Genomic DNA, 25,950 nt, shown 5'->3' with positions numbered 1-25,950 from the left:
TTTTTATATTGGATAAGATAATAAGTTTGTGTAATTTATATAAGTTGAACTAAAGATTTGAAAACTAGGATCAGGAATTTCAACCCTGCTTGTCGAATAGTTAAGAAACCATATTCGGATAGGTAGGGAATGAGGATGAACAAATCATTAGAGTGGAATGAAGTCATGCAAGCGATGAAAAATACGAAAGATCGCCGCATGTATGATCGATTTTTAATTAAAATTTCATGCTTTTGAGTAAAGGAAAATAAGTAAAGACTTGATGTAAACATGATGAACTAAAACACATGAGAGAATACTTTGTTTTGTTTCCTTTCATTATCGTATATTTCATCTGGCAGCATTATTTCATCGAAGGAATTACACTAACTGATTTGATCGTTATCTAACCACAGTAGAATGTGGGAAAATGTGGGATAATCATGGTTGCTTTCAGCAGCGATATACATAGGACGGGAAGTGGGAAATCCGAGTGAGACTTTTCCTAAGAATTTTAGTAACGAGGTTTTACTGATATAGAGCATCAAGTACGGGTACGCAACGAACGCGGACAATTCTCAGCACATTTTCAGTTATTTCGCAAGGAGCTGCAGAGAGGGATATCCAGCAAGCGGATATACTCGTACTGCCCACATTAGCATGGAGATTCCCCCCAATGGATACGATTCCAATACCAGAACTGGCGAGGTACAGAAATCCTAGCGTGGACGGACAGGAATTAATGAAGAAAAGAAAAACCGAGGTAGTTCAGCAAACCTGGAGCTGTCATATATACGAGTGAGACAAAATGGAATCAACCCGGGCAATACCAAATCTGCGCTGCTAAGAGTCATTTCCTCCGTTGTGGCAGATGTGGGTTCCTCTCCATAGGACGTCATGTACCAGGATTCATCATCTCTCACGTCTACATGTTGCAGCTCAGCCTCATCTACCGTTGTACCCGTACCGGAACTCGTTGATACGATTGAATTCATTGGAATAGATGGATTTTAACCTGAAAAATATCGAGGGGAAATCATTTTTTTCATCACTATATTGTACAACCGGTTGTCTATAAAGTGGGATGTAAACGAATACAACAATTGAATTCATCATGTTATTATGAATCCACAGCAAGAAAGAAGTTAATCCTGCTGAGTAAAAGGAAATATAAAACAATTTGCAAGGAGGATTTTTTCAACCCTTCGGGGTTGGAAATGGATTTAAACCTAGCTTCGAAAACTAACATACCAGGAGGAATTAACATGTCAAATTCAAAAATTAAAATCGCCGTAGCTTGTGGAAGCGGAGTAGCAACTTCTACTATCGCAGCAGATGGAGTGAAAGAGGTATTAAAAGAAGCAGGAATTGAACATTACGATATCATTAAAACGAGTATGGCGGAATTACCGAATATTATTGACAACGTCGATATTGTTCTGACAACTAATAATTTTAAAACCGATGAAAAGCCATATATGAACATCATGGGATTTGTAACAGGGCTTAATGAAGAAAAATTGAAAAATCAATTGGCTGAAAAACTGCTGGATTTAAAAAATAGTTAAGGTGGTAGATCATAATGGATACTGTGCATAATATTATTAAATCTATTACTGATATGGGAGCAACAGCGATTTTACCAATAATAATCACCGTATTAGGTCTAGTTTTTCAAATGAAAATTGGAAACGCTATCAAATCCGGTCTTTTAGTTGGGGTAGGCTTCTTAGGTTTAACATTAGTTGTTGGCTTGCTCAATTCCTCCCTAAAACCGGCAGTTGATTATTATGCAAAAATCGGTTCTGGATTTACAATTGCAGATATTGGATGGCCAGCTGTAGGGGCGGCATCTTGGGTGCCTCCTTTTGCAGCATTAGCAATCCCTCTTGGTTTAATTATTAATCTAGTATTAGTTCGACTTAGATGGACAAAAACGTTAAATGTGGATATATGGAATTACATGCATTTTCTAATCCCAGGAGCTTTGGCTTACTTTCTTTTTGACAGTTTCTGGTTAGGGTTGGTAGTAACATTGGTGATGTCTGTTATTGCTCTATTCGTTGGTGATTTAATTGCTTCAAAATGGCAAGAATACTTTGGTTTAGAAGGTACAACCTGCACAACTATTATTTATTCAGCTTGGGGTTATCCGATTGCCTGGCTGGTAAATAGAATCATTGATTTCATTCCTGGTTTAAATAAATTGGAGTTTTCTCTGAGTAAAATTAATAAAAAAATAGGCGTTCTCGGGGACCCAGTTATTATTGGATTTATTGTTGGGTTAGTTTTAGGGGCAATTACTAAAAGACCTGTTACAGAGATAGTGACTATGGCCACAGGGATAGCTGGAGTTATGGTATTAATGCCTAAAGTTGTTGGAGTGATGATGGATGGGCTATCTCCAATTGGGAAATCGGCAAAAGACTTTATGATTAAACGCATGGGGAATAACTCCAATCTAAATGTGGGGATGGATATTGCGCTAGGCTTAGGCGATCCGACTACTATTACAACTACAGTCGTTTCTATTCCAATTGTTATGTTATTGGCACTCATTTTACCTGGAGTTCAGTTCTTTCCAATAGGACTGTTAATGTCTGTTACCTATATTTCTGTAATGTGTACGTTAACAAGTAAAGGAAATCTATTCCGTTCTATTGTGTCGACAGTAGTATTTTGTATTATCACATTTTATTTGGCAGGATTTGTTGCACCAGGTGCAACACAGATGCTTAACAGTGCAGGTGTCGAGTTAAAAGGTTTAGGGACAGATGTTACTTTTTCTGAGATATGGAACTTATTAATTTATTGGGCAAGCACTTTAGTTAAATAAAGACTAGAGAAGAGGAAAAATAATGAATCTGATTTTACCTTCAATATTTGCAGCAGATTTAATGAACCTAAAAAGTGAATGCGATGTTTTATATGAAGAAGGATTTCAAGTACTTCATGTAGATATGATGGACGGAAACTTCGTCCCTCATATCGCATTTGGACCAGAACAAATTAAAAATATAAAAAAACAAGTGAATATGAAATTAGATGTTCACATGATGGTATCAGCCCCAGAGCAGCATATAGCGAGTGTGTTGAACACTGGAGCAGAAATGATATCAGTTCACTATGAATCAACTCCTCATATTCGTTTTGTCATTGATCAGATTAAGCAACATGGAAGGAAAGCAGGGATCGTCATTAATCCTGGGACGGACACCTTTATATTGAAACCTTTTCTAAACATCATTGACTATGTTCTAGTTATGTCGATCAATCCAGGAAGACCTAATCAAGTTTTTATGGAAGAAACGATTGATAGAATAAGAGAACTGAAAGTAATGATAGGTCAACGAGATATTCAGATCGAAGTTGATGGTGGAGTCGATGAGAGTATAGCTAGTCAATGTATCGAAGCTGGAGCATCTTTGGTTGTCATCGGATCATATTTATTTTCGAATAACAAAGCACATGTGAAGAATTTGAAAAGTCTAGAACATGGAGAGAGAAAGGATGAGAGAAAATGAAATCATTAAAACTGTATGGTGCCAGAGACATACGTTTTGGAGGAGCGGAAAAACCTCAAATACTGGATGGAAAAGATGTCATTGTAAAAATAAAAGCATGTGGCATTTGTGGATCTGATATCTCTCGATATAAAAAATTGGGTGCAGTCACACCTGGTCAGGTATGGGGACATGAATTTGCAGGTGTTGTAGAACAAGTTGGCGATCAAGTAACAGATCTAAAAGTTGGAGACCATGTTGCTGGATGTCCAGCACTAATTGAAGAAGATGATTATTATTATCGAGCAGGTCAACCAGCTAGAGCGAATTCATTGCATGCAATAGGTGCTAAGGAACCTGGTGGATTCGCCGAATACATTAAACTCCCAGAGAAGAATTTAGTTAAAGTACCTGATGATTTGGATTTCGAATCAGCTTCTATGGTAGAACCTTCTACTGTAGTTTTACATGGGTATTATCGAACCAATCTATCGGTGGGCGACGATGTGGTCATTGTTGGAGCAGGGGGAACCATTGGGTTGTTTGCTGTTCAATGGGCAAAAATATTTGGCGCGAAAAAAGTAATTGCGGTTGATATTGATGATGAAAAACTTCAAATTGCGAAGGAATTAGGCGCCGATTATACGATAAATTCTCTGAATGAAGATGTTCTGACAAAGGTCGCTGAATATACGGATGGCATGAATGCAGATATTGTAGTTGAAGCAGCTGGAACGCCCCATACAGCAGCAACTGTGTTTGGTTACGCCAAAAAAGGCGGCGGAGTTGTGTTCCTAGGTATCCCTTATGCAGACGTTGCGATGGAAAGATTTTATTTTGAAAAAATCCTAAGAAGTGAGTTAACCGTGTGGGGATCATGGAGTTGTGTATCCGCACCATTCCCAGGTAAGGAATGGGCAACGACTGTTCACTTTATGCACAATAACAGATTAAATACTAAAAAAATGATTACACATCGTATACCGCTTGAAGAAGGTTCAGAAATGTTTGAACGATTAATGGAAAGAAAAGAACTTATCGGCAAGGTAATCATGTATCCAGAAAGCTGAAGGTGAACTTATGGACAAATTAATTAAACAAATGGAAGTCATTATGAAAGAATTAGAAAGAAGTATTTCCTTAATGAATGTTGGTGAAAGTGAACAAATTCTGCAAGTCTTGTATAATACAAAGCGGATTTTCCTTGCTGGTTCAGGGAGATCAGGTTTAGCGATCCGTGCTTTCGCTAATCGACTGTTGCACTTAGGTAAAACGGTTTATATTGTTGGTGATATTACTACTCCAAGCATTCAAGCAGAGGATATTTTATTTATTGGTTCTGGTTCAGGAGAAACCGCTGGTCTAATAGTAAATGCAAAAAAAGCAAAGCAATCAGGAGCAAAGGTAATTCTTAATACAACGAATTCGCAGTCGACTTTGGGGAAACTAGCTGATTACATGCTTTTAATTAATGTTGACAATAAAGAAACGGATACTGATTTAATGGAATCTTCTATTCAACCCATGGGATCGGCATTTGAGCAATTAAGTCTTCTCTTGTATGATGCGATTGTTTTGGAATGGGTAGCTAATTTTAATGAAACCTATGATGACATGAAATTAAGACATGCTAATTTGGAATAAACGTTTGATTTGGAGGCAGAACAAAATTTCGATTCTTCACAGAGCGCCTCCAAGAGCAAAGATTAAATTGAGTAATTTGAATATGACCTAAACTTGAAGCCTCTTATATAATCCTCTGGAGCTGTCAATATTATTATTAACAAGGAAGGAGGAGAGAGAGCCATGCAGCTTGATGATAGAAGCAGCAGCTTGCTGCAAGAATTGTTATCAAATCCAAGTGTGAAGAGTAAGAACTTGGAACATAAGTATGGTTTAAGCCGTAGGCAAATCAGTTACAGCCTTGAAAAAATCAATGACTGGTTAGAGGGCCAACGCCTACCAAAAATTGAACGGAATAAACAGGGTGTTTTTATTGTTGATGCTACTCTCTTCTCTGCTGTGCCTAATGAAGTAAACAAGCCTTCGACAAAAAAGTATACTTTTTCTGAAGCAGAGCGAGTGGAACTTATTATTCTGATCCTACTGAGTCGTAGTGAAGAATTATCTTTATTTCATTTTACCAGTTCCATTTATGTAAGCAAGAATACCATACTAAATGATCTAAAAGCAGCACAAGAATTAGTCGAACCTTATGATCTTAGTATCCGTTATTCTCGGTTATCTGGTTACTCAATTGAGGGTGTTGAATTTCAAAAAAGAAAGTTATTGATTGATGTCGTTAACAAAATTCATCACATGTACAATGGGGAAAAATGGGTTCAACAGTTAGCAGAGATCACTGAAAAAGAAGTGCAACAGATTCATGAACGTCTTGAAAAGATTGAAAGCCATCTGAGCTTGAAATTTACAGACGATAAGATGAAAACTTTGCCGCATATCCTACTGATCTTGCTGCGAAGAATCAAACTTGGGAAAACAATAAATTCCTTTCATATTAGCTATGAAGAATTATCGGATACCAAGGAGTACCAAGCGGTTCAAGAACTACTATCGGATTTGGAGCATATACCGACCGAGGAAAGATTATTCATAACATTGCAAATTCTTACGACGAATGTTTCCTCATCTGAGCTCCTTGGGGAAGATATCGTATCAGATTTAAATCAGGCATTGAAAAAGATGCTGGAGCGATTCGAGAAAATGTCCTGCATCCTCTTACAAGACAAAAAGCAGTTGTTGCATATGATCATGCTGCATATAAAACCTGCATATTATCGCATTAAATATAAACTTACTATTACTAATCCACTACAAGAAACAATTAACAGTGAATTCATAGAACTGCACCACCTTGTAAAAAAGTCAGCAAAACCTTTAGCTGATTACATTGGCTGTGATATTCCAGATAGTGAATGCACTTATTTAACGATGCTGATAGGCGGTTGGTTAACAAAGCAAGGAGACAGCATTCTGAGTAAAACAAAAGCAGTAGTGGTTTGCGCTAACGGAGTATCCGTTTCTAAGCTTTTACTCATTACCTTGAATGATTTATTTCCTGAATTCATTTTTCTGGATTCCTTATCTGTGAGAGAATTCAAGATGTATGATTTGGAATATGACATTGTTTTTTCTTCCGTATATCTGCAAACGAACAAACGACTATTTATAGTCAAGCCAATATTACAAAAGGAAGAAAAAATCTCTCTACGAAAACAAGTGATGGAATTATTGCATGGATTCACTCCATCTGAATTAAGTTTGAAAAATATTCTAGAGATCGTTGAGAAATATGCAACCGTTCAGAACAGGCAACTTCTTGCAAAGGAATTACAACAATACTTTACAAGCCATCACTCGTTGTCTTTCAAAACACAACCCGAATTACAAAAGACAAATTTGCATGACCTGATAACGCCGGAGAATATTACATTGCTTCCTTCAGTATCATCTTGGGAAGAGGCTATACGATTAGGGGCGCTACCGCTGCTGCTTCAAGGGAGTATCCAACCTTCTTATGTAGAAGCTATGATCCAACATTACGATGTGGAAGATCCATATATCATTATTAGCCCAAATGTGGCAATTCCTCATGATAGTCCCGAAAGTGGCGTAAACGAAGTAGCTATGAGCTTGCTCCGTTTAGAGCAAGGCGTTGAATTTGCAAGAAATAGGCCGATAAACATCGTTATTATTATAGCCGCTGTCGATAAACAACAGCACTTAAGGGCATTGGTTCAGTTAATGAAACTTGTTGAAAGTAAAGACGATTGTGAAGCTATCATTCAAGCCCAAAGTGCAATGGATATCCATAGTATCATCAAAAAATATGGTACGGATTAATAAAAAGATATCTATGTTTTCCGATTTTTATAAAAGGGAGTAATTATTATGAGCGCAAAAACGATAAATGGACTCGTGTTTGATCAGGATTTAATTCAACTGCACGCACGTTACGATTCGAGGGAAGAGCTTATCAAAAGCTTTGGAAAAATGATAGAAGAGAAAAATTATGCCAAAAAAGGATATACAGAATCATTGCTTCAACGTGAAATCGAATATCCGACCGGAATCAACATGGGGACAATTGGTATAGCAATTCCACATACAAATAAAGAATTCGTTAACGAAACTGCTATTGCCGTTGCAGTTTTAGATAATAGCATAGAGTTCGAGGATATGGGGGGATCAGATGAAACTGTCAACGCAGAAATCGTGATGGTACTTGTAGTGAAAAATCCTAAGATGCACATCTCATTTTTAAAGAACTTAACAAGTTTGTTTCAAGAAGAAAAATTCGTTAAACGTTTTCAAAATGCAACTAATCCTGACGAGATCGAGGAAATACTCTTGAAGTTGCTTTAATAGAGACACATAAAATAATGTTGTAAAATTAATTAAATTTGTTGATGGGACCGGATATGAAATTGCAACATGTAACAATGATGGAAAACTGGATTTACAGCCAAATAGTTTGAACAATAAATTAGTTATTGACACAAAAGATAAACTTATAAAGAAGGATACTTTGGGCTCAATGTATGGGATACAACGGCTTTTTTTAATTATTTGGTCCATTTTCAGAGACAGAATACTTAATCCTGTTTGGTTCAATGTACATCGACACAAAGTTTCCAATCAAAACTACCTTTATAAAATCCAAGCTTAAGCAGGAAATTTGCAGAGGCGGTTATGATTGAAGACGATACCTTCTATATATGGGGTGAAGAATACATTATAAGCAAAATATCAAGTGGGAAAGGCATAAAGTTGGAAGAGCAATTTTTGTTTGTATTTAATCGAATTGAACAAACCAAACATACCTTAATGATGGGGGCATTATCAATGAATAAGGATGAGGAGAAATTACTGCAATATTATCTGGAACTCAAAGGTCCGAATGCGAGGGATGGAACTCCTCTTCACAGTGCATTCACACACAGTTGGTGACAAGAGATTACGATTCGATATTTTTATGAAATCCAAGTATGTAATGTGGGTATCGGAACTGGAGATTGGGACGATTACCTTGGATATTGGCTTAAGGGAAGAGGCATTTTAACAAAAGACCATGACGATAAAACTCCGTGCAGTGCATGAATAAACAACAAGCACTGCACGGAGTTATTGTTCTGAGGTGGGTGTCAGCTCACTTTATAAATTAGGTTTTTAAAAAATTCCGCACTTTCTCATCCTATCCATTTAAGGTATTAACGTTATCTCAACTTGGTGCAGCAGCCCGTCATCAAATAACGGCAGTATGTTACCAGAAATCAAGCGACCATCTACATGGATTTCTACATTTCCTTTGGATAGATGGGAAGGGTTATTAATGGAAATCTGATATTGATTGCCGCGGAATTTGCGGTACACTTCAGCTGAATCCCATTCCGGAGGGAAACAAGGATCTATTCGCAATCCAGCGTAATCCCGCTTAATACCCAGTATGCCTTCGTACAGGCTCATGAGTCCCCAGGCAGAAGTTCCGGTTGTCCAGGATTGATAGGATTTTCCGTAAAACTTAGGATGTATGGAATAACAATTGGTAAAGACATACGGCTCTGCCCCAGATCGAGTGGAAGGGTTTGCTTCACTGTCAGGGATGATTTTCTTCAACGTACGAATCGCTGATTCTCCACGCCCCACCTTACAATCTGCAATTATCTTGAAGCCTGTGGCATGACAGTAAACCCCACCATTCTCAAATAACCCCGGTAGCATACCAGACATTCTCCCAACGTTAGGGGAGTACTCCGGATAGGGAGGCATGTTGATTGGGAAACCAAATTCATGCTCCATACTGTCAATCGACTCCAACACTTTTGGGAGTTTTTTCTCATTCGGAATGTCCGCAAGAATAGCCCATGATTGGGCATTGATATAAATCTTGCTGCCTTCACTGTCTTTGGAACCGATATTTTCTATTTTGCTCAGCGCGCGCATATACCAGTTTCCATCCCAGGCTGACTCATTAATCGCCCGACGGAGCAGATCGTACTGTTCTGTTAAGTAACTGGCATAGTCACTATCTCCGACAATTTGCATCAGTTGGCTCAATTCTCGCAGGCCGTAGCAGAACTGCTCTGAGAGCATGACTGACTCTGCTTCAGGGTCAGTTGTAATATTCAGAGCATCATTCCAATCTGCAAACATGATACGCACCAAGCCATTTGTCCCTTTATCCTCAATCAAGCGATTGACAGCTACCTTCATATGCTCAAGTATCGTTCCAGAGCCACCATCCTGATATTCGATCTCTAGATCAAGGAGTGAATAATCTCCAGTTTCCTTAATTAACTCAATTACCGCCCATATAATCCAGAAGGGTTGGTCCGAGTAGCGAGTGTCGTCATAGGGGAACCAAGTAAGTACGGCATGACCTTCCTTGAACTGATGTCTCAAGCATTCGATAATTTCTTCTTTGGCCCGATCCTGTCGATAATTCAGCAGAGCAACAGCTATTTGAAGATTATCCCGAACTCCTTTCTTGCCGACTATGCAAAAATCAATCTGCTTCTTTACCCATTCGTTCATAATGATGTTGAGCTTATCATCAGGTGTATTTACACTTAAGCTTTTATACTTGGATTTATAATGTACCTGGGTCTCAAGCAATGATTCCTCGAGTCGGTTCTTATCGAAATATTTGTCCGCAGTCTGAACAGCTTCCTTCAGGGTCTCACTGACTCCCATAACAAAATAGAGCTCTTTCTCCTCACCAGGTGCCAAAGATAGTTTATTCTGCAGCACGCCTCCCAAATTGGAAAGTGTAGTTGTGGAATTTGTACAGTCCCGGCCTTTGATAACAACATCAGGCCGCTGGAATAAGGGAGCAGGTATGGAGTCGAGCTTGGTGATGGATCCCAATGGACCCAAAAATTCTCCAAGGTCACCATCGTAGGCATGTACGGTTTCTGAACAGGAGATATAGCCGTTATAACGGGCATGGGGTGCAAAAGGATGCTTGGACTGACAGTAAACACCGTTGAGATCGGAATCAAACATTGTTTCGCAGCTTCTATACATTTCATAATAGCGGGGGTATTTAAAACCTTCGAGCTCAAAGCTCACTGCAGAAAAAAGACTGATATTTTTCACGCGATTTGTGGAGTTTTTGACTTTTACCACCCATACCTCATTATAGCCCTGATGCGGTACAAACAGTTTCCAGGAAGCGTGAATACCATTCTTCTGGGACTGAACAACAGAATAGCCAATACTGTGTTCACAAGTAAAGTCATCTATAGCCTCATTGAGTGGCCCTTCACCGATGTTCCAGTATGTGTTCGTGTCATCATCTCTCAGATAAATATATTTTGCATCCTGGTTATTAATCATACACATATCTGCTTTGGTGTTAATGTAATAGCTGCGGCCGTGTCCAATTTGAGATACCTGTGTACAATATCCTTGTTCACTCCACAAATAATTGTACCAGTACCGAGGGGGCCTAGGGTCTGTGATAACGCATGAGTTTCCGTGATCTTTGAAATAATGAATTTTGCCTGTTTTCATTATTAATCCCTCCATTATAAATTAATGTCCTTTATGAGATGAGTTCTAGCCGTCACCTGCTGAAAATGCAACGTTCATCTTCATGTCCATTTTTTACAGAATAATATTAACTTCATTTGTTAGGAGATGATACCAGTCAATCTTTCGATTTTGTAGGAGAATCTTCTTTGCCCTTTCTTCATTTTAGGTGCTGCTTGCTTAATGAAAGAATAACTTGAAGTATAAGGAATACCACAATCACAAACTTTCAAAGAAAATCACAAGTTTCTCTGGTAGGTCTGGGGAAGGGAATGCTCTATGATATAGGAGGGGGAATTCATACCAGTGGATTCTTAATTGAATATTATTTATTATGAAACCGTTATCAATACATGTTAATGAACTGCCTCCTGCAGTTTATTATGTAGCTTAAAGTCACCATCCTGTACAATTACTGTATATTGAAGATTAATCGCAGTCCGATTAAACGGTCTGCTTTTGTTGTTTTCAAGAAGATCCCAGCACTAAACATCTCAAAGGGGGAGCATCATGAAATTGCTGATCGTAGATGATGAAGAGAGAACCAGAGAAATGCTTCGCAAGCATATTGCTTGGGAGGAAATAGGTATTCATGAGGTTGAAACAGCACGTAATGGTATAATTGCCCTGGAACTTTGCCGGAGCTTTCGCCCCGATGTTGTGCTCTGTGATATCCGGATGCCGAAGATGGACGGTATAGAATTTGCACAACGACTACGTGAAAGCGAAGTTTCATGCAAGCTGTTGTTTCTGAGCGGATTCTCAGACAAAGAATATCTGATGTCAGCGATCCGGTTGAACGCTTTGGACTATATCGAGAAGCCGATCAATCCGGATCAGGTCCGAAAGGCCGTTCAAGCTGCAGTGGAGTCCAGAAAGCATGATGAGAAGAAACGTATGGAGGAACGCCAACTGCAGGATGCCTATGATGAAGGTCTGCCTTACCTGAGACAAGAGATGATCCGCAAGCTGATCTCGCTTCCCGGTTCTCCCAATGTGACAAAAGCTCTAGAGAGCAGGGAAACTTTTCTTCTGCCTTTAGAAGGACCCTTCACCGTAATCGCATCTTCCTTGTACTGGTATCCGACGCAATACCTGGAGAATCCGAAGGTTGTGCAGGAAGAAGTGCTTCAGAAGATAAATATGAGCAGCAGACTGGCTTCACTACAGGGCATTTGTGGTTTTGATTACCATCAGTTTTTGATCTTCATTCTGCCGGGAGCCTTCGGCAGCAGCTACCGGGAACATCGCAACGTGCTGGAAGAACTGTATTCGGAGTTAGCTAAGACCATAGGAGATGATATCCGTTTTCGCATGGGGGTCGGTGAGCCAGTGGTAGAAAGGATGCAGATTCCTGATTCGTACAGATCTGCCGTGGATGCGTGCAATCTGCATTATTACAGCGAAGGTAGCCAATTGATCTTTGCTGGTGCCATTGGCGGTAACCGGGAGCTTGCTACAGATTGGAACATGGTTCGTAGTCTGCGCGGACTGCTAAAGCAGGGCGAACTGGAGGATGCTCGCAGTCTTATTGTGAATTGGACGGAAGAGGCCAGGGCAGCACGCGATCTGGATATTTCCCGGCTCAAGAATTCCTATTTCCAGTTTTTGTTTGTGATTCTGGATGTAGCGGTACAGCTTGGATTCACAGATACGGATGAAGACACGGAGAGACGCTATATCTTGAAGGAGATTGACCGTATTCAAGATTTGGCAAGTATAGAGAAATATATTCTTTCCTTTCTTGACTTGTTTCAGATTTCGCAGGATCCAAGCGGAATAACACCCAAGATGAGGGATATTATTCATTATATTCACAAAAACTATCGAGAAAAGGGGTTCACAATTCTAGACATTGCGAATCATGTGTCGCTGAGTGAGGCCTATCTCTGTTCCCTGTTTAAGAAGCAAAGTGGAGGCACGATTAAGGAATATATTTCTTCGCTGCGAGTGGAAAAGGCCAAGGAGCTGCTGCTAGACAAGGAACTGAAACTGTACGAGGTTGCGGATCGGACAGGCTTCACGGACGCCAATTACTTCACTACCTTTTTCAAAAAATATGCGGGCTGTACGCCTTCGGAGTATCGGGAGAAGATGGCCAAATGAGATTAAAACCCCCAAAACCGTTCGCTGATTTCAGCATCCGCCACAAGCTGTTTGCTTCCTATATGATGGTAATAATTATTCCCTTTGTCGTGCTGCTTTTTCTGCATTTACATCTAACCGCTAATGAAAATGAGAAGCAGGCATTGTATACGGCCCAAAAGATGCTGGAGGAAACGAAATCCTACTTGCAGTACCGTGCAGAAACAGTCAGAGAGGTACTGAACTTTATTGCCTTCAATGATACAGTGCAGACGATGGTAGCAGAAGACCCAAGTAGATATGAAGATGTCAATCTTTGGGGAACCGACGCTAATAGACTGGCCAGGGTACTGGGGAAATTTCGTTACAATTCAGATATTGAAACCGTTCAACTCTACATGAAGAAGGGGCTTGCTTCAGCTACAGAAAATTTCGACTATTTAAACATGGGCAAGGTAGAGCAGAGCCACTGGTTCAAGGAGTTTATCGCATCCCATTCTGTTCTCACCTGGCTACCCTCTTCCGCCTTTGGAGAGAAAGAAGAGGGCGACGAGGTATCGGTTCTGCGCCTCATTCCAAATGTTCACAATATACAGGAGAACGATGGTATTGTTCGCGCCCAGATCTCCCAGAGCACATTGCGCTCCGTGCTGGACCATGCCATTGCTACTCCATATACCTCTGTGGTCTTGTTCAATGACCGCGGAGATATTCTCAGCACTGCAGGCAGATTTCAACATACCTCCAGAAAGTTTCTAGATATGTTGTCACAGGCTTCAACTGGTAGAGAGCAGGATAACTACTGGGCGGATCATTTGGAGTTCAATGGAAAACGAATTCTGCTCGGACTGCAGGCTATCCCTGACACAGATATGAATATAGCGATGATTGTACCCTACTCCGACATTCAGAAATCCAGCAATAAGATGCGTAACCGGCTGATCCTTATTTTTTCACTTATCATCCCGCTCACCTTCATTCTGTCCTATATCGTTGCCGGTTCCGCAACCAAACGTCTGCGTCAGCTCATTCGGCATGTGCGTAAGGTGAAAGACGGAAATTTTGAAATCTCCCCTCTTCCGGGTAACCAGGATGAAATCGGTGAACTGACCACGAACTTTAATGTGATGGTAGAGAATATATCAAGGTTAATTGAGGAGACGTATACTCTTGGGCGGGAAGTGAAAAACAAGGAACTAAAGGCGTTGCAGGCTCAGATCAATCCGCATTTTCTGTACAACACGCTGGATCTGATCAATATTATGGCTATTGAATCCGGTAATGGAGAAATATCCAAAGTAGTAGATCAGTTGGCGTTATTCTACCGCTTGAGCTTGTCGAACGGGAGTGAGATTGTCACCCTGGAGAGTGAACTGCGGCATATTGAATCCTATGTGTCAATTCAGAATATGCGTTTCAGCAATGTGATTACATTGATCCTCAAAGTACCGCCAATTCTGCTGAGCTGCGAGGTGCCGAAAATTATGCTGCAGCCCCTGATTGAGAACGCGATTCTGCATGGCATTATGGAGAAGGAAGTGGAGACGGGGATAATTCATGTATCTGCTATGGAGGAAAAGGGTGATCTGGTCGTGGATATTAGCGATGACGGTATCGGCATGAATGAAGAGGTGTTGTCGACTTTACTGACTAAGGCCGTAAGCAAACGGACGGGCGGCTTCGGCATCCGGAATATTCAAGAGCGGTTACAGCTGAATTATGGACTGAAGTATGGATTGTCTTTTACAAGTCGCCCAGGTGAAGGGACCAGTGTCCGGATACGTCTTCCCAAATCAGTAAAAATGTAAGCGTTATCACAAACTTTCAAAGAAGAACGAAACTTTGCCCCGTAGGTACAGGCTTTAAAGCCAATTACAATAAATGAGGAGAAAGAGAAAACATACTGAAGGAGGCTACTTATGGGTACCAAGGTAGAGCAAGTCGCGGATCACAAGCATAAACCGGCCAAAAGTCTGTCGCTGCTGCGGGAGCTTAGGAGGAACTGGGTGCTGTATGCGATGTTTGTGCCGATTGCTATTTATTTCATCATCTTTGCCTATATTCCGATGACGGGTGTCGTTATGGCATTTAAGGAATTTAACTACAGAGATGGTATTTTTATGAGCCCATGGAACGGGATTGAAAACTTTGAATATTTTTTTCAGTCCGGGAAGGCGTGGCTTGTGACCAAGAATACCATCCTGTACAATCTGGTGTTTCTGGGAGCATATACTTTTTTCTCGATACTGGCTGCGGTGCTGATCTCGGAAACGTATAACAAATTTTTCAAAAAAACCGCTCAGACGTTTATGTTCCTGCCTTACTTCATTTCCTGGGTTACAGTGTCCGCGTTCGTTTACAATTTTCTGAATTATGAGTTCGGAATTGTAAACGTGTTCCTACGGAATATGGGGCTTGAGGCCATTGATATCTACTCGACCAGCAGCTACTGGTATCTTCTGCTTCCGCTGCTCTATGTGTGGAAGTGGGTCGGGTTTGGCTGTGTCCTTTATCTGGCGGCGATTGTCGGGATCGACCAGGAAATTTATGAAGCGGCGACGATTGACGGTGCTACCCGTTTTCAAAAGATCATGAGAATCACCCTGCCCTTACTCAAGCCGACAGTAGTGGTACTGATTTTGTTGGGGCTGGGAAGAATCATGCGCGGCGAATTCGATATGTTCTACCAATTGATTGGCAACAACGGCGCGCTGATGAATGCCACTGATATCATTGATACACTAGTATTCCGCTCGCTTGTGGGCACACAGGACTTTGGCATGGCTTCCTCAGTGGGACTTTATCAATCTGTTCTGACGCTGATAATCGTATTGTTCGCCAACTATTTAGTCCGCCGTTATGACAAGGGCAACGCGCTGTTCTAACTTGATTGCATGAAAGGGGAATTTAACCATGGAGAAAAATAAATTGAACTCAGCGCCTGTCTTTCAGGCTTTCTCGTATATTGTGGTATCGCTGATTGCTATTTTATGTCTGCTTCCTTTTATTTTCCTAATCTCCGGCTCTGTCTCGGATGAAGGGCAGGTTCTGGCGAAGGGCTATTCATTTCTGCCACGAGGATTCTCGTTGGATGCCTACACCTTTATTTTTCGAAATCCCGGCGATATTCTCTCTGGCTATCGCGTGTCGGTGATTGTGGCAGTGGTTGGAACGGTACTCTCACTGCTGATTTCCACGATGGCTGCTTATGTCATGTACCGCAAGGAAGTGAAATACCGTAACCAATTGGCATTCTTCCTGTTCTTTACCACATTGTTCAACGGTGGACTTGCCCCGTATTTCATATGGATTACCAGCTATTTGCATCTGAAGAACACGCTTGCGGTGCTGATTCTGCTCCCCATGTTCAATGTGATGTACGTGCTGATTCTGCGCAGCTTCATACAGGGCTCCGTGCCGGAGCCGCTGGTGGAATCAGCCAAAATTGATGGAGCAGGGGATTTCCGGATCTTCTGGCAGATGGTTTTGCCACTCTGCAAGCCCGCGCTCGCTTCCATCGGTTTGTTCACTATTTTGGCCTATTGGAATGACTGGTGGACCCCGATGATGTTCACCGATAAGGAGCAGTATGTACCGCTGCAGTACTTGCTCTATAAAATGCTGTCCTCGATGAACATGTCTGCGGCAATGGCCCAACATATGACGTCTCTCGACACACCGAAGGAAACATTCAAACTCGCTATGACAGTGATTGCCACCGGACCCATTGTAATTCTGTTTCCATTTCTCCAGCAGTACTTCGTCAAAGGCATCACTATTGGTGCAGTAAAGGGTTAAACCCTTCTGTGCCGGTGTAGAACCGTTTCGTTATAAATCCTGCAAGATGGAGGATTTATATAAAATTTCCATCACCAAAGGGGGAAAAAGAGTGAGAAAACCAAAGAAAAAATCTATGTTCATCTTGACGCTGCTTCTGTCTCTGGCCATGCTATTGTCTGCCTGTGCCGGCAGCAACAACCAAACGAATAACGCAAACGGAAACAAGCCGGATGGAGGCAACACCAGTTCGCCGGACAATCAGAAAGAGGTTGTGTTGAAGGGATATCTGCTTGGCGAAGCGCCGAAAGGGATGCCGGAGGTGCTTGCGGCACTCAATAAAAAGCTAAAAAAGGACATCAATACCACCATTGAGTTGAATTACATCGGCTGGGGCGACGTGCAGTCAAAATACCCGCTTTTGTTGGCTGCAGGTGAAGATGTGGATTTTATCTTTTCTGCTGAATGGAATTATTATGCTGAACAAGCGAATAAAGGGGGATTTTATGAGCTGAAAGCTGAGGATATTGCCAAAAATATGCCGAAGAAATCGGCTATCCTCGATCCAGCCGCCTGGGATGCCGTCAAGATTGAGGATAAAATCTTTATGATCCCGGGCTCCTCCGCGGATCGTTCGGTTTTTGTAGCTGTGCTCCGTAAGGATATTATGGCGGAAGCGGGCCTGACTGAGGTGAAACGGTTCTCCGAGCTTGGCCCTTATCTGGAAGCCGTGAAGAAAAACCATCCGGATATGATCGGCCTGAACTTGGACTCACAGGTTGACCTGCCGACGCCTTATCAACATCTGATGCGCGATAAAATTGGCTACAGGGGTGCTCCTTTTGGCGGTGGTCCTCTGGCCCAGGGCGTAGCTTACGATTTCGGAGATCCGACCGGCAAGATCTACAGTATGGTGGATGAGCCTTACCTCAGCGCGCAGAAATATGCTGCAGGTATTATGAAGGATTGGTACGACAAAGGTTATATCAATAAAAATCCATATTCGAATAAAATCCGCTCCAAGGATAATTTTGTGGAAGGCAAATCTGCGGTAGCATTTGGTAACACCATAGATATCGCTGCCACCATGGAAGCTGCTGAAGCGAAAGGGATTGAAACCTATTTGGTCCCGTCATTGATGACAAACGGTAAAGCACCTTTTAGCCCCTGGGTTACTCAAGGGATCTCCATCGCGGCTAATTCGAAAAATCCCGATCGTGTCATGCAGGCCTTCGACCTTATCATGGAAGATCCATCTTATGCGTATCTAGCTTATTATGGTATTGAAGGACAAAACTACATCATCACTGGAGATGGTAAAATCGGCCTGCCGGAAGGTGTAACGGCTGCTAACAATACCTATCCGCCGGATGCTGCGGGCTTCTGGTTCCTGAACAAGGATTTGTTCAAGCCAATGAGCACCTGGCCGCAGTCTTATATTGACCACCGGGAGAAGGTGAAGGATTATGTAACTGATGACTTTGTATACAACGGGTTCACTTTCGACTCAGACAAAGTCAAGACACAGATCGCCAATCTGGCTAATGCTTCAACGCAATATGCCAATCCAATCTATATCGGTGCAGTCAAGAATGTCGACAAAGCATTTGAAGAATTAGCTGAAAACTTGAAAAGCGCTGGTCTTGATAAGGTGAAAGCGGAAGTGCAGGCCCAGGCTGAGGCGTTCTTAGCAAAGAAAAAATAAGATACTTCCGATCAAAATAGTTGGACTGACCGTTAAAGCTGTAAAGGATAAAGCACCCAGAAGCTCAGCAGCATATGCTGCTGAGCATTCTATTTATTCCGAGTTGACGTATGGTAGACAACCCAACTCCCACCAATCTGCTGGCATTATTAAGAGGAGCGTCATCATTAGGTTCCAAAGCTATAATGATTGGATGGGATAAAGTAACTTCTTTCGACTCTTCAATTTCTAAGTAAATGATTAGTTGGTCCGATGCGCTTATAAGGAACTGATTTACTATGAAGCAAGGATTAAATCCCTACCTCCCCTGGTGGGAGCAAGTCTTCGATGAACCGCAATTCAATCTCGTAGTTTGGGTAGAAAAGGGAGCAACTGTATCTCTACAATTGATTCTCCATGATAGGAGAGGCTTTTTATAGGCGTGACCATACGTAATGTAAAGGATTAAACAAATAGTAATGAAAGTGAGATGAAGAGTTATGATAGGCACTTGGCATTTCTTACTGCAAACGCCTGAATCCACGATTAAATTGCAGTTCATCATTGAAAAAATGGAAGCTTATGCATTGTCCGTCATTGCGGAGCCTTTTCCATTTCCTATTGAGATTCACACCGTGACAGTGGACGGGGATATGCTGCAAGCCAAAGGCTCATCCCGTTACGTAGCGGATGAACCGATTGAATTTGATTTGACCTTCGAAGACGATGAATTCCACGGCAGAGTGAAGCTGCCCTATCAGGAAGCCTTCTTCATGCAAGGTGCCAAAGGGCCTGGCCCTTCCCTTCAGGATATGCTGATTTCCGAGCTTCAACCCTACCGCAAGCATGAGGTGAGGCAGCGAAACGAGGAAGAAATCCGTCAAGCGGTGGAGATACTTCTGGCGAAGATGTCCGTTGCCGATAAGATCGGCCAAATGAGCCAGTGTATGTCGACTAACATTTCCCTCGGATCAGAGGTGGCGTCTGACTCGCCGGAGAAGTTGATTGCAGCAGGCCGGGTAGGTTCGGTCCTCTCGGCTATTACCAGTCGGCGTGTGTTCGAATTGCAAAAAATTGCGGTCGAGCAGTCTCCACACGGGATTCCCTTACTTTTTAACTTTGACGTCATTCACGGGTTTCAAACGGTGTTTCCGGTACCGCTTGCGGGGTCCTGTAGCTGGGATATAGCGGCCATTCGAGAAGCCAGTTCGATCGCGGCGAAAGAAGCTAGTGCCTCCGGCAATACGTATAACCATGGCCCGATGGTCGATATTACGCGAGACCCGCGTTGGGGCCGGGTAGTGGAAGGCGCCGGCGAAGACCCATATTTGGGAAGTCTGATCGCCAAAGCCCAGGTCGAAGGCTTGCAGGGTGACAACTTATTTGATCCGGAGACGCTTATTGCTTGCTTGAAGCATTTCGTCGCTTATGGAGCCGCTGAAGCCGGCCGGGATTACAATACGGTGGACATTTCAGAAGGCACGCTTCGCAATGTGTACTTGCCGCCGTTCCAGGCGGGGATTGAAGCTGGCGCCGGGTCGGTCATGAATGCTTTTAATACTTATCAGGGTGTGCCGGTGGCAGGAAATCGTTACCTCCTTAACGATGTACTGCGGAAGGAACTGGGCTTCGACGGGGTCCTGATTTCTGATTATGGTTCCATAGATGAAATTGTTGCACATGGGAATGCCAAGGACAGCAAGGAAGCGGCGAGAAAGGCTCTGGATGCCACGATGGATATTGAGATGGTAACCCGGTCTTACGATCAGCTGCAGGAATTGATTGAAGAAGGTCTGGTGGCGGAGAAACAACTCAATGAATCCGTGCGGCGCATCCTGACCCTAAAATACAAGATCGGCATTATGGACGACCCGTTCCGTTATGTGCGTCCAGAGAAAGAAAAGGAGTATCATTTCCATACGCAGCATCTGGAGGTCAGCCGGAGTCTGGCAAGGAAATCGATTGTGCTGCTGAAGAATAACGGTGTTCTCCCGCTGGCATGCAAGGCACAGAAGATAGCCATTATCGGACCTTTTGGTGACAGCAAAGATCTCCTAGGACCATGGCAGTGGTCCCGGTTCACAAAGGAGACCGTTACGCTCAGAGAAGGTATGGAAGAAAAAGGGGTTTCAGAAACACATCTATTGCTTGAAGAAGGTTGTAAGGTTGAAGAAGCAGTGGATGGGGGAGTAGAGCGGGCGGTTGCCGCAGCGGAGCAAGCGGATATCGTTCTTCTGGCGCTCGGAGAGAACAGTGAAATGTCCGGAGAAGCGGCTTCCCGCTTGGACATTCATTTACCTAAGGTACAGCAGGAGCTTGCAGAGGCCGTTGTCCGGGTAGGGAAACCGACCATTCTGGTATTAACCAATGGCCGCCCACTGGTACTGGACGGGTTCGTACGCCAGGTTGATGCGATCGTTGAAACCTGGTTCTTGGGATCTGAGGCCGGGCATGCCATCGCCGATGTACTCTTCGGCGATTATAATCCGTCCGGCAAGCTGACGATGAGTTTCCCGGCCCATTCCGGGCAAGTGCCGGTATATTATAATCATTTCCACACCGGAAGACCTGCAACAGAGAGCAATCAAGGACAGAAATTCTTCTCGCGGTATATTGATGGGCCAAATGAGCCGCTGTATCCGTTCGGTTACGGATTAAGCTATACAACGTTTGAGTATTCGGATATCCAGTTGTCCCACACCCAAATGACGGCTTCGGAAACGCTCATTGCCAGCGTCACGGTAACCAATACAGGAAAGGTTTCGGGAGAGGAGACCGTTCAGCTGTACATTCAGGATCTGTATGGCCGTGTGGTTCGTCCGGTGAAAGAACTGAAAGGATTTCAAAAGGTGATTCTGGCTGCAGGCGAAGCACAGGACGTTCATTTCAGCATTACTGAAGCTGATTTGGAGTATTGGAACCTGGAGAAGAAGAACGAAGCAGAGCCGGGGGAGTTCAAGGTATATATCGGATCGAGCTCCTGTGATGTGAAGGAAGCATCTTTCGAGCTTAGCCCAAACTCAAATATAAATTGGCAGGAGGCAGAAAAATGACTTATAAAGATGCAAGCAAACCTATTCCGGAAAGAGTCGAGGATTTACTTGGAAGAATGACCCTCAAGGAAAAGGTAGCCCAGTTATATTGTGCTTCCGTTTCAGATGCCGACGATAGTGTAGCACCGCTGAAAGAAGCGATGAAAGACGGTATCGGGACGTTGAGTTGTCTGAACTCTTCGTTAACCGGGGACAACAAGAAGGATATCGAAAAATTAAAAAGCCTTCAGAAATATCTTTTGGAGGAAACCAGATTAGGGATTCCGGTAATTATTCATAACGAAGGGATCGCTGGAGCGCAGATCCCGGGAGCGACGACTTTTCCGCAGTCGCTGAACCTTGCGTCCACCTGGGAGCCCGAATTAGCGCTAAAAATGGGTGAAGCTGTAAAAAAACAACTAATTGCCTATGGATTCAGGGCAGTGCATTCTCCACTGTTTGACTTGGGCCGAGATCCAAGATGGGGAAGAATTGGCGAAACCTATGGTGAAGATCCTTATTTAGTTGCGCAGATGGGCGTAGCATACGTCAAGGGGATACAGGGTGACCATGAAGTAATGGCGGCCGCCAAGCACTTTGTCGGGTATGGCAACGCCGAAGGAGGAAGAAACGGTGGAGAACAGCAAATCGCGGACAGAAAATTATTCGATACCTATTGTTTTCCTTTTGAGGCGGCCATCCATGATGCCCGGTTGCTGGCTGTGATGAACAGCTACGGCATCTTGAATGAGCAGGCCGTGTCCACTTCAAAATGGCTGCTGACAGACGTACTAAGAGACAAAATGGGTTTCGATGGCTTGGTGGTCGCGGATTACGGCAGCATAAACCATGCGTTTTCACGATATCGGGTGGCCAAGGATCTGAAAGAAACTGCAGTTCTGGCCCTTCGTGCCGGCATGGATGTGGAGCAGCCAAATAACAATTGTTATAAGTACTTAGTGGAAGCGGTCGAATCCGGAGAATTGGAAGAGTTCTATATTGATCGTTCTGTCAGACGGGTGCTGGAAACCAAGTTCAAAATGGGTCTATTTGAGAATCCTTTTGAAATCGGTGATTTCTTTGCGGAAATTTCCAAAGTTGAACCTGCGGAATTGTCACAGGAAATTGCTGAGAAATCCATCGTACTGGTTAAAAATGAAGACAACTTTTTACCGCTCCAAAAGAAGCTTAAAATCGCGCTTATCGGCCCTACCGCAGACGAAAGAACGAACTTTTTCGGAGGATATTCCTCTGTGAATTCGGCGAGTACTCAAAGCAGTGACTTCGACAAATCCGAAGAGGATAATTTTTTGAAAATGATTTATGCCGGCGCGATTTCCGAACACAAGGAGACCTATAAAGCTTTAGGACTAGAATTTGATGATAAGCCCACTCCAGAACAAAGAGTGAAAATTATCAATATGATCAAGCAAAGCCTGAGCTCGGGCAGCAACGCCAACAAAGTATATGACACGACAGAAGAATTTGCCCGGAAATACTATCCGGACTGCAAATCGATAAAGGAAGTCATGGAAGAAGAGTTTGGTTTGGATCAGATCCTGTATGCCAAAGGCTGCACTATTTTTGAGGCTATAGATGGGGGAATCGAGGCCGTAAAGGCAGCTGTTCAGGAAGCAGATATTGTGATTGCTGTATTAGGCGGCAAGGAAAGCATGATTGATCCTCAGGCGACCTGCGGAGAAAACAGGGATAATATCAATATCCAGCTTGAGCAACCGCAATTGGAAATGATGGACGAAGTATTTAAGCTGAACAAACCTGTTATCTCAATTATCGTAGATGGTCGGCCTCTGGCCACGCCTTCGATTAGCGAGCACAGTAAGGCGGTCCTATATTCCTGGCTGCCGGCACAGTTCGGTGCGAAAGCCATTGTGAATATCCTTACCGGTCGAAGAAACCCGAGTGGAAAGCTGCCGGTGACCATTGTAAGAGAGGCCGGGCAGATTCCGATGTACAACAGCAGATTGTCGCTCTATGTCGAAATTAATGATTGGGCGGAATATATCGGGCACGATAAGGCTACCCCGCTATATCCGTTTGGACACGGTTTGAGTTATACGAAATTTGAATACAGTGAATTGAATTGGAACCGCACCGTTCAGCCCAATGGAGAATTGAATCTGAGTTTCAAGCTGCAGAATACAGGTTCATATGCTGGAGACGAGGTGGTTCAAGTCTATATAAGAGATAGTGTTGGCAGTGTCGCCCGACCCGTTAAGCAGCTTGTTGGATTTGTAAAAGTAACCCTAGATCCTAATGAAACGAAGGATATTACCTTCAAGGTAAATATGAAACAACTGGCATTCCATGACCTGAACATGGAGCAAGTGGTTGAACCAGGGATGATGGAAGTGTTTATCGGGGCTTCCTCCCAGGATATTCGCTTACAAGGATCCTTTGAAATTGCCGGAGAAAAACTTATTGTAGACAGAAAGGCATTTGCCTCGCAAGTAATTATTAATTAATACGTCTGAAGATAATGGAGGCCGGCGATTGCACGAATGCTTCCTATTACGACCGATATCTTATAGATCAAGGCTGAAACAGATATTCAGAGGAGAGTTGATACCATTAAAGACATGTACCTAACGGACGACAGTAGCAGCAGAAAAGGATCACGAAACAGTTATTATAGGGAGACATACAGGCCTCAATTCCATTATTCACCTGAGAAAAATTGGATGAACGATCCCAACGGCTTGGTTTAATATGAAGGAGAGTACCACCTGTTCTACCAGCATACGCCCCATGATACGCAGCCTGACTTTGGCCGCATGCATTGGGGGCATGCGGTAAGCAAGGATCTAGTACATTGGGACGAACTCCCACCGACAATTCCGCCTGGAGAGGACGGAGCGATCTTCTCGGGAAGTGCGGTGGTGGGTAAGAACAATACAAGCGGATTTTTCAACGAAGAAGGATCAGGATTGGTTGCAATTTATACGAATGAGGGCAACAGGGCTCAACCCGGCAAGCCATTGCTTATAGCAAGGACAAAGGTCGAACCTGGATAAAATATGAAGGTAATCCGGTCTTATTCCCAACGGAAACGCTAGATTTTCGTGATCCGAAGGTGTTTTGGCATGATGAATCGTCGATGTGGATCATGGTCCTTGCTGTAAGAGAACGTGTAGAATTTTACACATCTCCAAACCTGAAAGAATGGTCGTTTGCAAGCGAGTTCGGTTCCGACATTCCGTGTATACACCGAGGGATATTTGAATGTCCTGATGTATTTCGAATCCGAGTAGATGGGGATGAGAATACCACGAAGTGGATACTAATGCTAAGCGTGGGGGATAGAAATGGTGTGAATCCAGACGATCCGGAACCACCGGCAGGGGGTTCTGGCATGATGTATTTCATTGGCAACTTTGACGGTAAGACATTTACTCTGGATGAAGCGCTGGAAACTTTCGATGCTATTAAATGGGTAGACTACGGATCAGACTTTTACGCGGCTGTGACCTGGAATGGCATTCCGAACGAGGACGGACGAAAGATTTGGATCGGCTGGATGAACAATTGGCGTTATGGTACCACGCTACCTTCAGAGGAATGGCGTGGCAAGATGTCAATTCCTCGTGAGCTACAGCTTAGGACTTATCCAGAGGGACTTCAATTAATCCAAACACCCATAAATGAATTAAGTCAGCTAAGAAAACCGATTTTGTCTCTGCAAGATTTGATGATTAAGCCAGGTATGAACGTGTTGTCTGATATTTCCGCAGCCAAGGCAGAAATTATTGTAGAATTTGAAATCGGTACTGCTGTGGAATTCGGGTTTAAAGTACGGAAGTCCGCCAATCAGGAGACGATTATCGGATATAATATCTCGAATGAGGAATTGTTCGTCGATCGGACGAAGTCGAGCGCCACTGATTTTCATTCCGATTTCACAGCAATACACAAGGCCACTATGAAGCCAGAGCATGAGAGGATACAGTTGAGCATTTATCTGGATTGGTCAAGTGTTGAAGTCTTCGGAAATCATGGAAAAACAATCATTTCAGACATGATTTTCCCGGATTTCGAAAGTAAGGGTCTAGAACTCTACGCCATTGGTGGAGAACTAAGGGTCGAGTCGCTTCAGATCAATGATCTAGTAAGCATTTGGGGAAATGAGACTGTTTAGACTTTAGTTACCGTTATCATTCAAATTAAAATTATCTCACGACAGAACTCGTTAAGCAGCGGCTTGATTTGACGAAGTGTTACAGCCCGGCTGCGTGCATCAATATCTGAACTTGGTCCCCAAAACTAATTAAAGTAACATTTTTCTGCCTTGACACGTAACACCCGATCGGTTCACAAC

At 43.0% G+C, this 25,950-nt stretch carries 19 protein-coding genes; 17 read left to right on the top strand and 2 right to left on the bottom strand.

Features of this window, described 5'->3' with window-relative positions; genetic code table 11:
• Window positions 1–698: 698 nt before the first annotated feature.
• The gene (locus ABIA61_RS25990; RefSeq protein ID WP_404529596.1) at window positions 699–974 is read right to left on the bottom strand and encodes a hypothetical protein; all 276 of its coding nucleotides are present in this window, start codon (window positions 972–974) and stop codon (window positions 699–701) included.
• 270 nt (window positions 975–1,244) lie between these two features.
• Between ABIA61_RS25990 and ABIA61_RS25985 the strand changes: the two genes are divergently transcribed.
• The 8 genes from ABIA61_RS25985 (at window position 1,245) to ABIA61_RS25950 (ending at window position 8,453) form a co-directional block, all read left to right on the top strand.
• The gene (locus ABIA61_RS25985; protein WP_049828419.1) at window positions 1,245–1,547 is read left to right on the top strand and encodes a PTS sugar transporter subunit IIB; all 303 of its coding nucleotides are present in this window, start codon (window positions 1,245–1,247) and stop codon (window positions 1,545–1,547) included.
• Between the two features lie 14 nt (window positions 1,548–1,561).
• Window positions 1,562–2,815 (top strand): PTS transporter subunit IIC, encoded by a 1,254-nt coding sequence (locus ABIA61_RS25980; protein WP_404581460.1) that lies wholly within the window; start codon window positions 1,562–1,564, stop codon window positions 2,813–2,815.
• A 22-nt stretch (window positions 2,816–2,837) separates the two neighbouring features.
• Window positions 2,838–3,503 carry a ribulose-phosphate 3-epimerase gene (gene rpe, locus ABIA61_RS25975; RefSeq protein ID WP_404581459.1) on the top strand — a complete coding sequence of 222 codons (666 nt, stop codon included), beginning with the start codon at window positions 2,838–2,840 and terminating at the stop codon, window positions 3,501–3,503.
• Entirely contained in the window at window positions 3,500–4,552 is a 1,053-nt protein-coding gene (locus ABIA61_RS25970) for a galactitol-1-phosphate 5-dehydrogenase (RefSeq protein WP_023988788.1), read from the top strand. Before rpe ends, ABIA61_RS25970 begins: the two co-directional genes overlap by 4 nt.
• 10 nt (window positions 4,553–4,562) lie before the next feature.
• Window positions 4,563–5,126: a 6-phospho-3-hexuloisomerase gene (hxlB, locus tag ABIA61_RS25965; protein WP_025722481.1), complete on the top strand. Its 564-nt coding sequence runs from the start codon at window positions 4,563–4,565 to the stop codon at window positions 5,124–5,126.
• Between the two features lie 162 nt (window positions 5,127–5,288).
• Window positions 5,289–7,346 (top strand): BglG family transcription antiterminator, encoded by a 2,058-nt coding sequence (locus tag ABIA61_RS25960; RefSeq protein ID WP_404520717.1) that lies wholly within the window; start codon window positions 5,289–5,291, stop codon window positions 7,344–7,346.
• Between the two features lie 48 nt (window positions 7,347–7,394).
• On the top strand, window positions 7,395–7,868 hold the full coding sequence (locus tag ABIA61_RS25955) for a PTS sugar transporter subunit IIA (RefSeq protein WP_044647955.1): 474 nt from the start codon (window positions 7,395–7,397) through the stop codon (window positions 7,866–7,868).
• A gap of 327 nt (window positions 7,869–8,195) precedes the next feature.
• Complete coding sequence (locus tag ABIA61_RS25950) at window positions 8,196–8,453, top strand: hypothetical protein (protein WP_283655293.1); 258 nt, start codon at window positions 8,196–8,198, stop codon at window positions 8,451–8,453.
• Between the two features lie 252 nt (window positions 8,454–8,705).
• Here the strand turns inward: ABIA61_RS25950 and ABIA61_RS25945 are convergent, their stop codons facing one another.
• Entirely contained in the window at window positions 8,706–11,018 is a 2,313-nt protein-coding gene (locus ABIA61_RS25945) for a GH36-type glycosyl hydrolase domain-containing protein (RefSeq protein WP_404581458.1), read from the bottom strand.
• Window positions 11,019–11,546: 528 nt separating this feature from the next.
• Between ABIA61_RS25945 and ABIA61_RS25940 the strand changes: the two genes are divergently transcribed.
• From ABIA61_RS25940 to ABIA61_RS25900, 9 genes are all read left to right on the top strand, one after another.
• Window positions 11,547–13,142, top strand: coding sequence for a response regulator transcription factor (locus ABIA61_RS25940; protein ID WP_283655295.1), 1,596 nt, complete (start codon window positions 11,547–11,549; stop codon window positions 13,140–13,142).
• On the top strand, window positions 13,139–14,929 hold the full coding sequence (locus ABIA61_RS25935; RefSeq protein ID WP_404581457.1) for a sensor histidine kinase: 1,791 nt from the start codon (window positions 13,139–13,141) through the stop codon (window positions 14,927–14,929). Before ABIA61_RS25940 ends, ABIA61_RS25935 begins: the two co-directional genes overlap by 4 nt.
• A gap of 111 nt (window positions 14,930–15,040) precedes the next feature.
• Window positions 15,041–16,006, top strand: coding sequence for an ABC transporter permease (locus ABIA61_RS25930; RefSeq protein ID WP_283655297.1), 966 nt, complete (start codon window positions 15,041–15,043; stop codon window positions 16,004–16,006).
• A gap of 28 nt (window positions 16,007–16,034) precedes the next feature.
• A complete protein-coding gene (locus ABIA61_RS25925; RefSeq protein ID WP_404520714.1) occupies window positions 16,035–16,919 on the top strand; it encodes a carbohydrate ABC transporter permease in 885 nt (294 codons plus the stop codon).
• A gap of 91 nt (window positions 16,920–17,010) precedes the next feature.
• Window positions 17,011–18,603, top strand: a complete 1,593-nt coding sequence (locus ABIA61_RS25920) for an ABC transporter substrate-binding protein (RefSeq protein ID WP_404581456.1) — start codon at window positions 17,011–17,013, stop codon at window positions 18,601–18,603.
• Between the two features lie 479 nt (window positions 18,604–19,082).
• Window positions 19,083–21,635 carry a beta-glucosidase BglX gene (bglX, locus tag ABIA61_RS25915; protein WP_404581455.1) on the top strand — a complete coding sequence of 851 codons (2,553 nt, stop codon included), beginning with the start codon at window positions 19,083–19,085 and terminating at the stop codon, window positions 21,633–21,635.
• Complete coding sequence (locus tag ABIA61_RS25910) at window positions 21,632–24,100, top strand: glycoside hydrolase family 3 N-terminal domain-containing protein (protein ID WP_404581454.1); 2,469 nt, start codon at window positions 21,632–21,634, stop codon at window positions 24,098–24,100. The genes bglX and ABIA61_RS25910 overlap by 4 nt, the downstream gene beginning before the upstream one ends.
• A 261-nt stretch (window positions 24,101–24,361) precedes the next feature.
• Complete coding sequence (locus ABIA61_RS25905; protein WP_283656228.1) at window positions 24,362–24,649, top strand: glycoside hydrolase family protein; 288 nt, start codon at window positions 24,362–24,364, stop codon at window positions 24,647–24,649.
• A complete protein-coding gene (locus ABIA61_RS25900) occupies window positions 24,613–25,770 on the top strand; it encodes a glycoside hydrolase family 32 protein (RefSeq protein WP_404520726.1) in 1,158 nt (385 codons plus the stop codon). Before ABIA61_RS25905 ends, ABIA61_RS25900 begins: the two co-directional genes overlap by 37 nt.
• The last annotated feature ends 180 nt before the right edge of the window (window positions 25,771–25,950 follow it).

This window comes from Paenibacillus sp. RC21 (assembly GCF_044907935.1).
Taxonomy (GTDB): Bacteria; Bacillota; Bacilli; order Paenibacillales; family Paenibacillaceae; genus Paenibacillus; species Paenibacillus terrae_A.
Note: the sequence above shows the minus strand (reverse complement) of the source record. Positions and strands in the feature narration are given on the sequence as shown.

What these genes read in the sequence shown, in the direction of transcription:
- ABIA61_RS25950 (WP_283655293.1), top strand. Translation starts at nt 8,196, where the DNA reads ATGATTGAAGACGATACCTTCTATATATGGGGTGAAGAATACATTATA.
- ABIA61_RS25960 (WP_404520717.1), top strand. Translation starts at nt 5,289, where the DNA reads ATGCAGCTTGATGATAGAAGCAGCAGCTTGCTGCAAGAATTGTTATCA.
- ABIA61_RS25955 (WP_044647955.1), top strand. Translation starts at nt 7,395, where the DNA reads ATGAGCGCAAAAACGATAAATGGACTCGTGTTTGATCAGGATTTAATT.
- bglX (WP_404581455.1), top strand. Translation starts at nt 19,083, where the DNA reads ATGATAGGCACTTGGCATTTCTTACTGCAAACGCCTGAATCCACGATT.
- ABIA61_RS25985 (WP_049828419.1), top strand. Translation starts at nt 1,245, where the DNA reads ATGTCAAATTCAAAAATTAAAATCGCCGTAGCTTGTGGAAGCGGAGTA.
- ABIA61_RS25940 (WP_283655295.1), top strand. Translation starts at nt 11,547, where the DNA reads ATGAAATTGCTGATCGTAGATGATGAAGAGAGAACCAGAGAAATGCTT.
- ABIA61_RS25980 (WP_404581460.1), top strand. Translation starts at nt 1,562, where the DNA reads ATGGATACTGTGCATAATATTATTAAATCTATTACTGATATGGGAGCA.
- ABIA61_RS25990 (WP_404529596.1), bottom strand. Translation starts at nt 974, where the DNA reads ATGAATTCAATCGTATCAACGAGTTCCGGTACGGGTACAACGGTAGAT.
- ABIA61_RS25970 (WP_023988788.1), top strand. Translation starts at nt 3,500, where the DNA reads ATGAAATCATTAAAACTGTATGGTGCCAGAGACATACGTTTTGGAGGA.
- rpe (WP_404581459.1), top strand. Translation starts at nt 2,838, where the DNA reads ATGAATCTGATTTTACCTTCAATATTTGCAGCAGATTTAATGAACCTA.
- ABIA61_RS25910 (WP_404581454.1), top strand. Translation starts at nt 21,632, where the DNA reads ATGACTTATAAAGATGCAAGCAAACCTATTCCGGAAAGAGTCGAGGAT.
- hxlB (WP_025722481.1), top strand. Translation starts at nt 4,563, where the DNA reads ATGGACAAATTAATTAAACAAATGGAAGTCATTATGAAAGAATTAGAA.
- ABIA61_RS25935 (WP_404581457.1), top strand. Translation starts at nt 13,139, where the DNA reads ATGAGATTAAAACCCCCAAAACCGTTCGCTGATTTCAGCATCCGCCAC.
- ABIA61_RS25925 (WP_404520714.1), top strand. Translation starts at nt 16,035, where the DNA reads ATGGAGAAAAATAAATTGAACTCAGCGCCTGTCTTTCAGGCTTTCTCG.
- ABIA61_RS25945 (WP_404581458.1), bottom strand. Translation starts at nt 11,018, where the DNA reads ATGAAAACAGGCAAAATTCATTATTTCAAAGATCACGGAAACTCATGC.
- ABIA61_RS25930 (WP_283655297.1), top strand. Translation starts at nt 15,041, where the DNA reads ATGGGTACCAAGGTAGAGCAAGTCGCGGATCACAAGCATAAACCGGCC.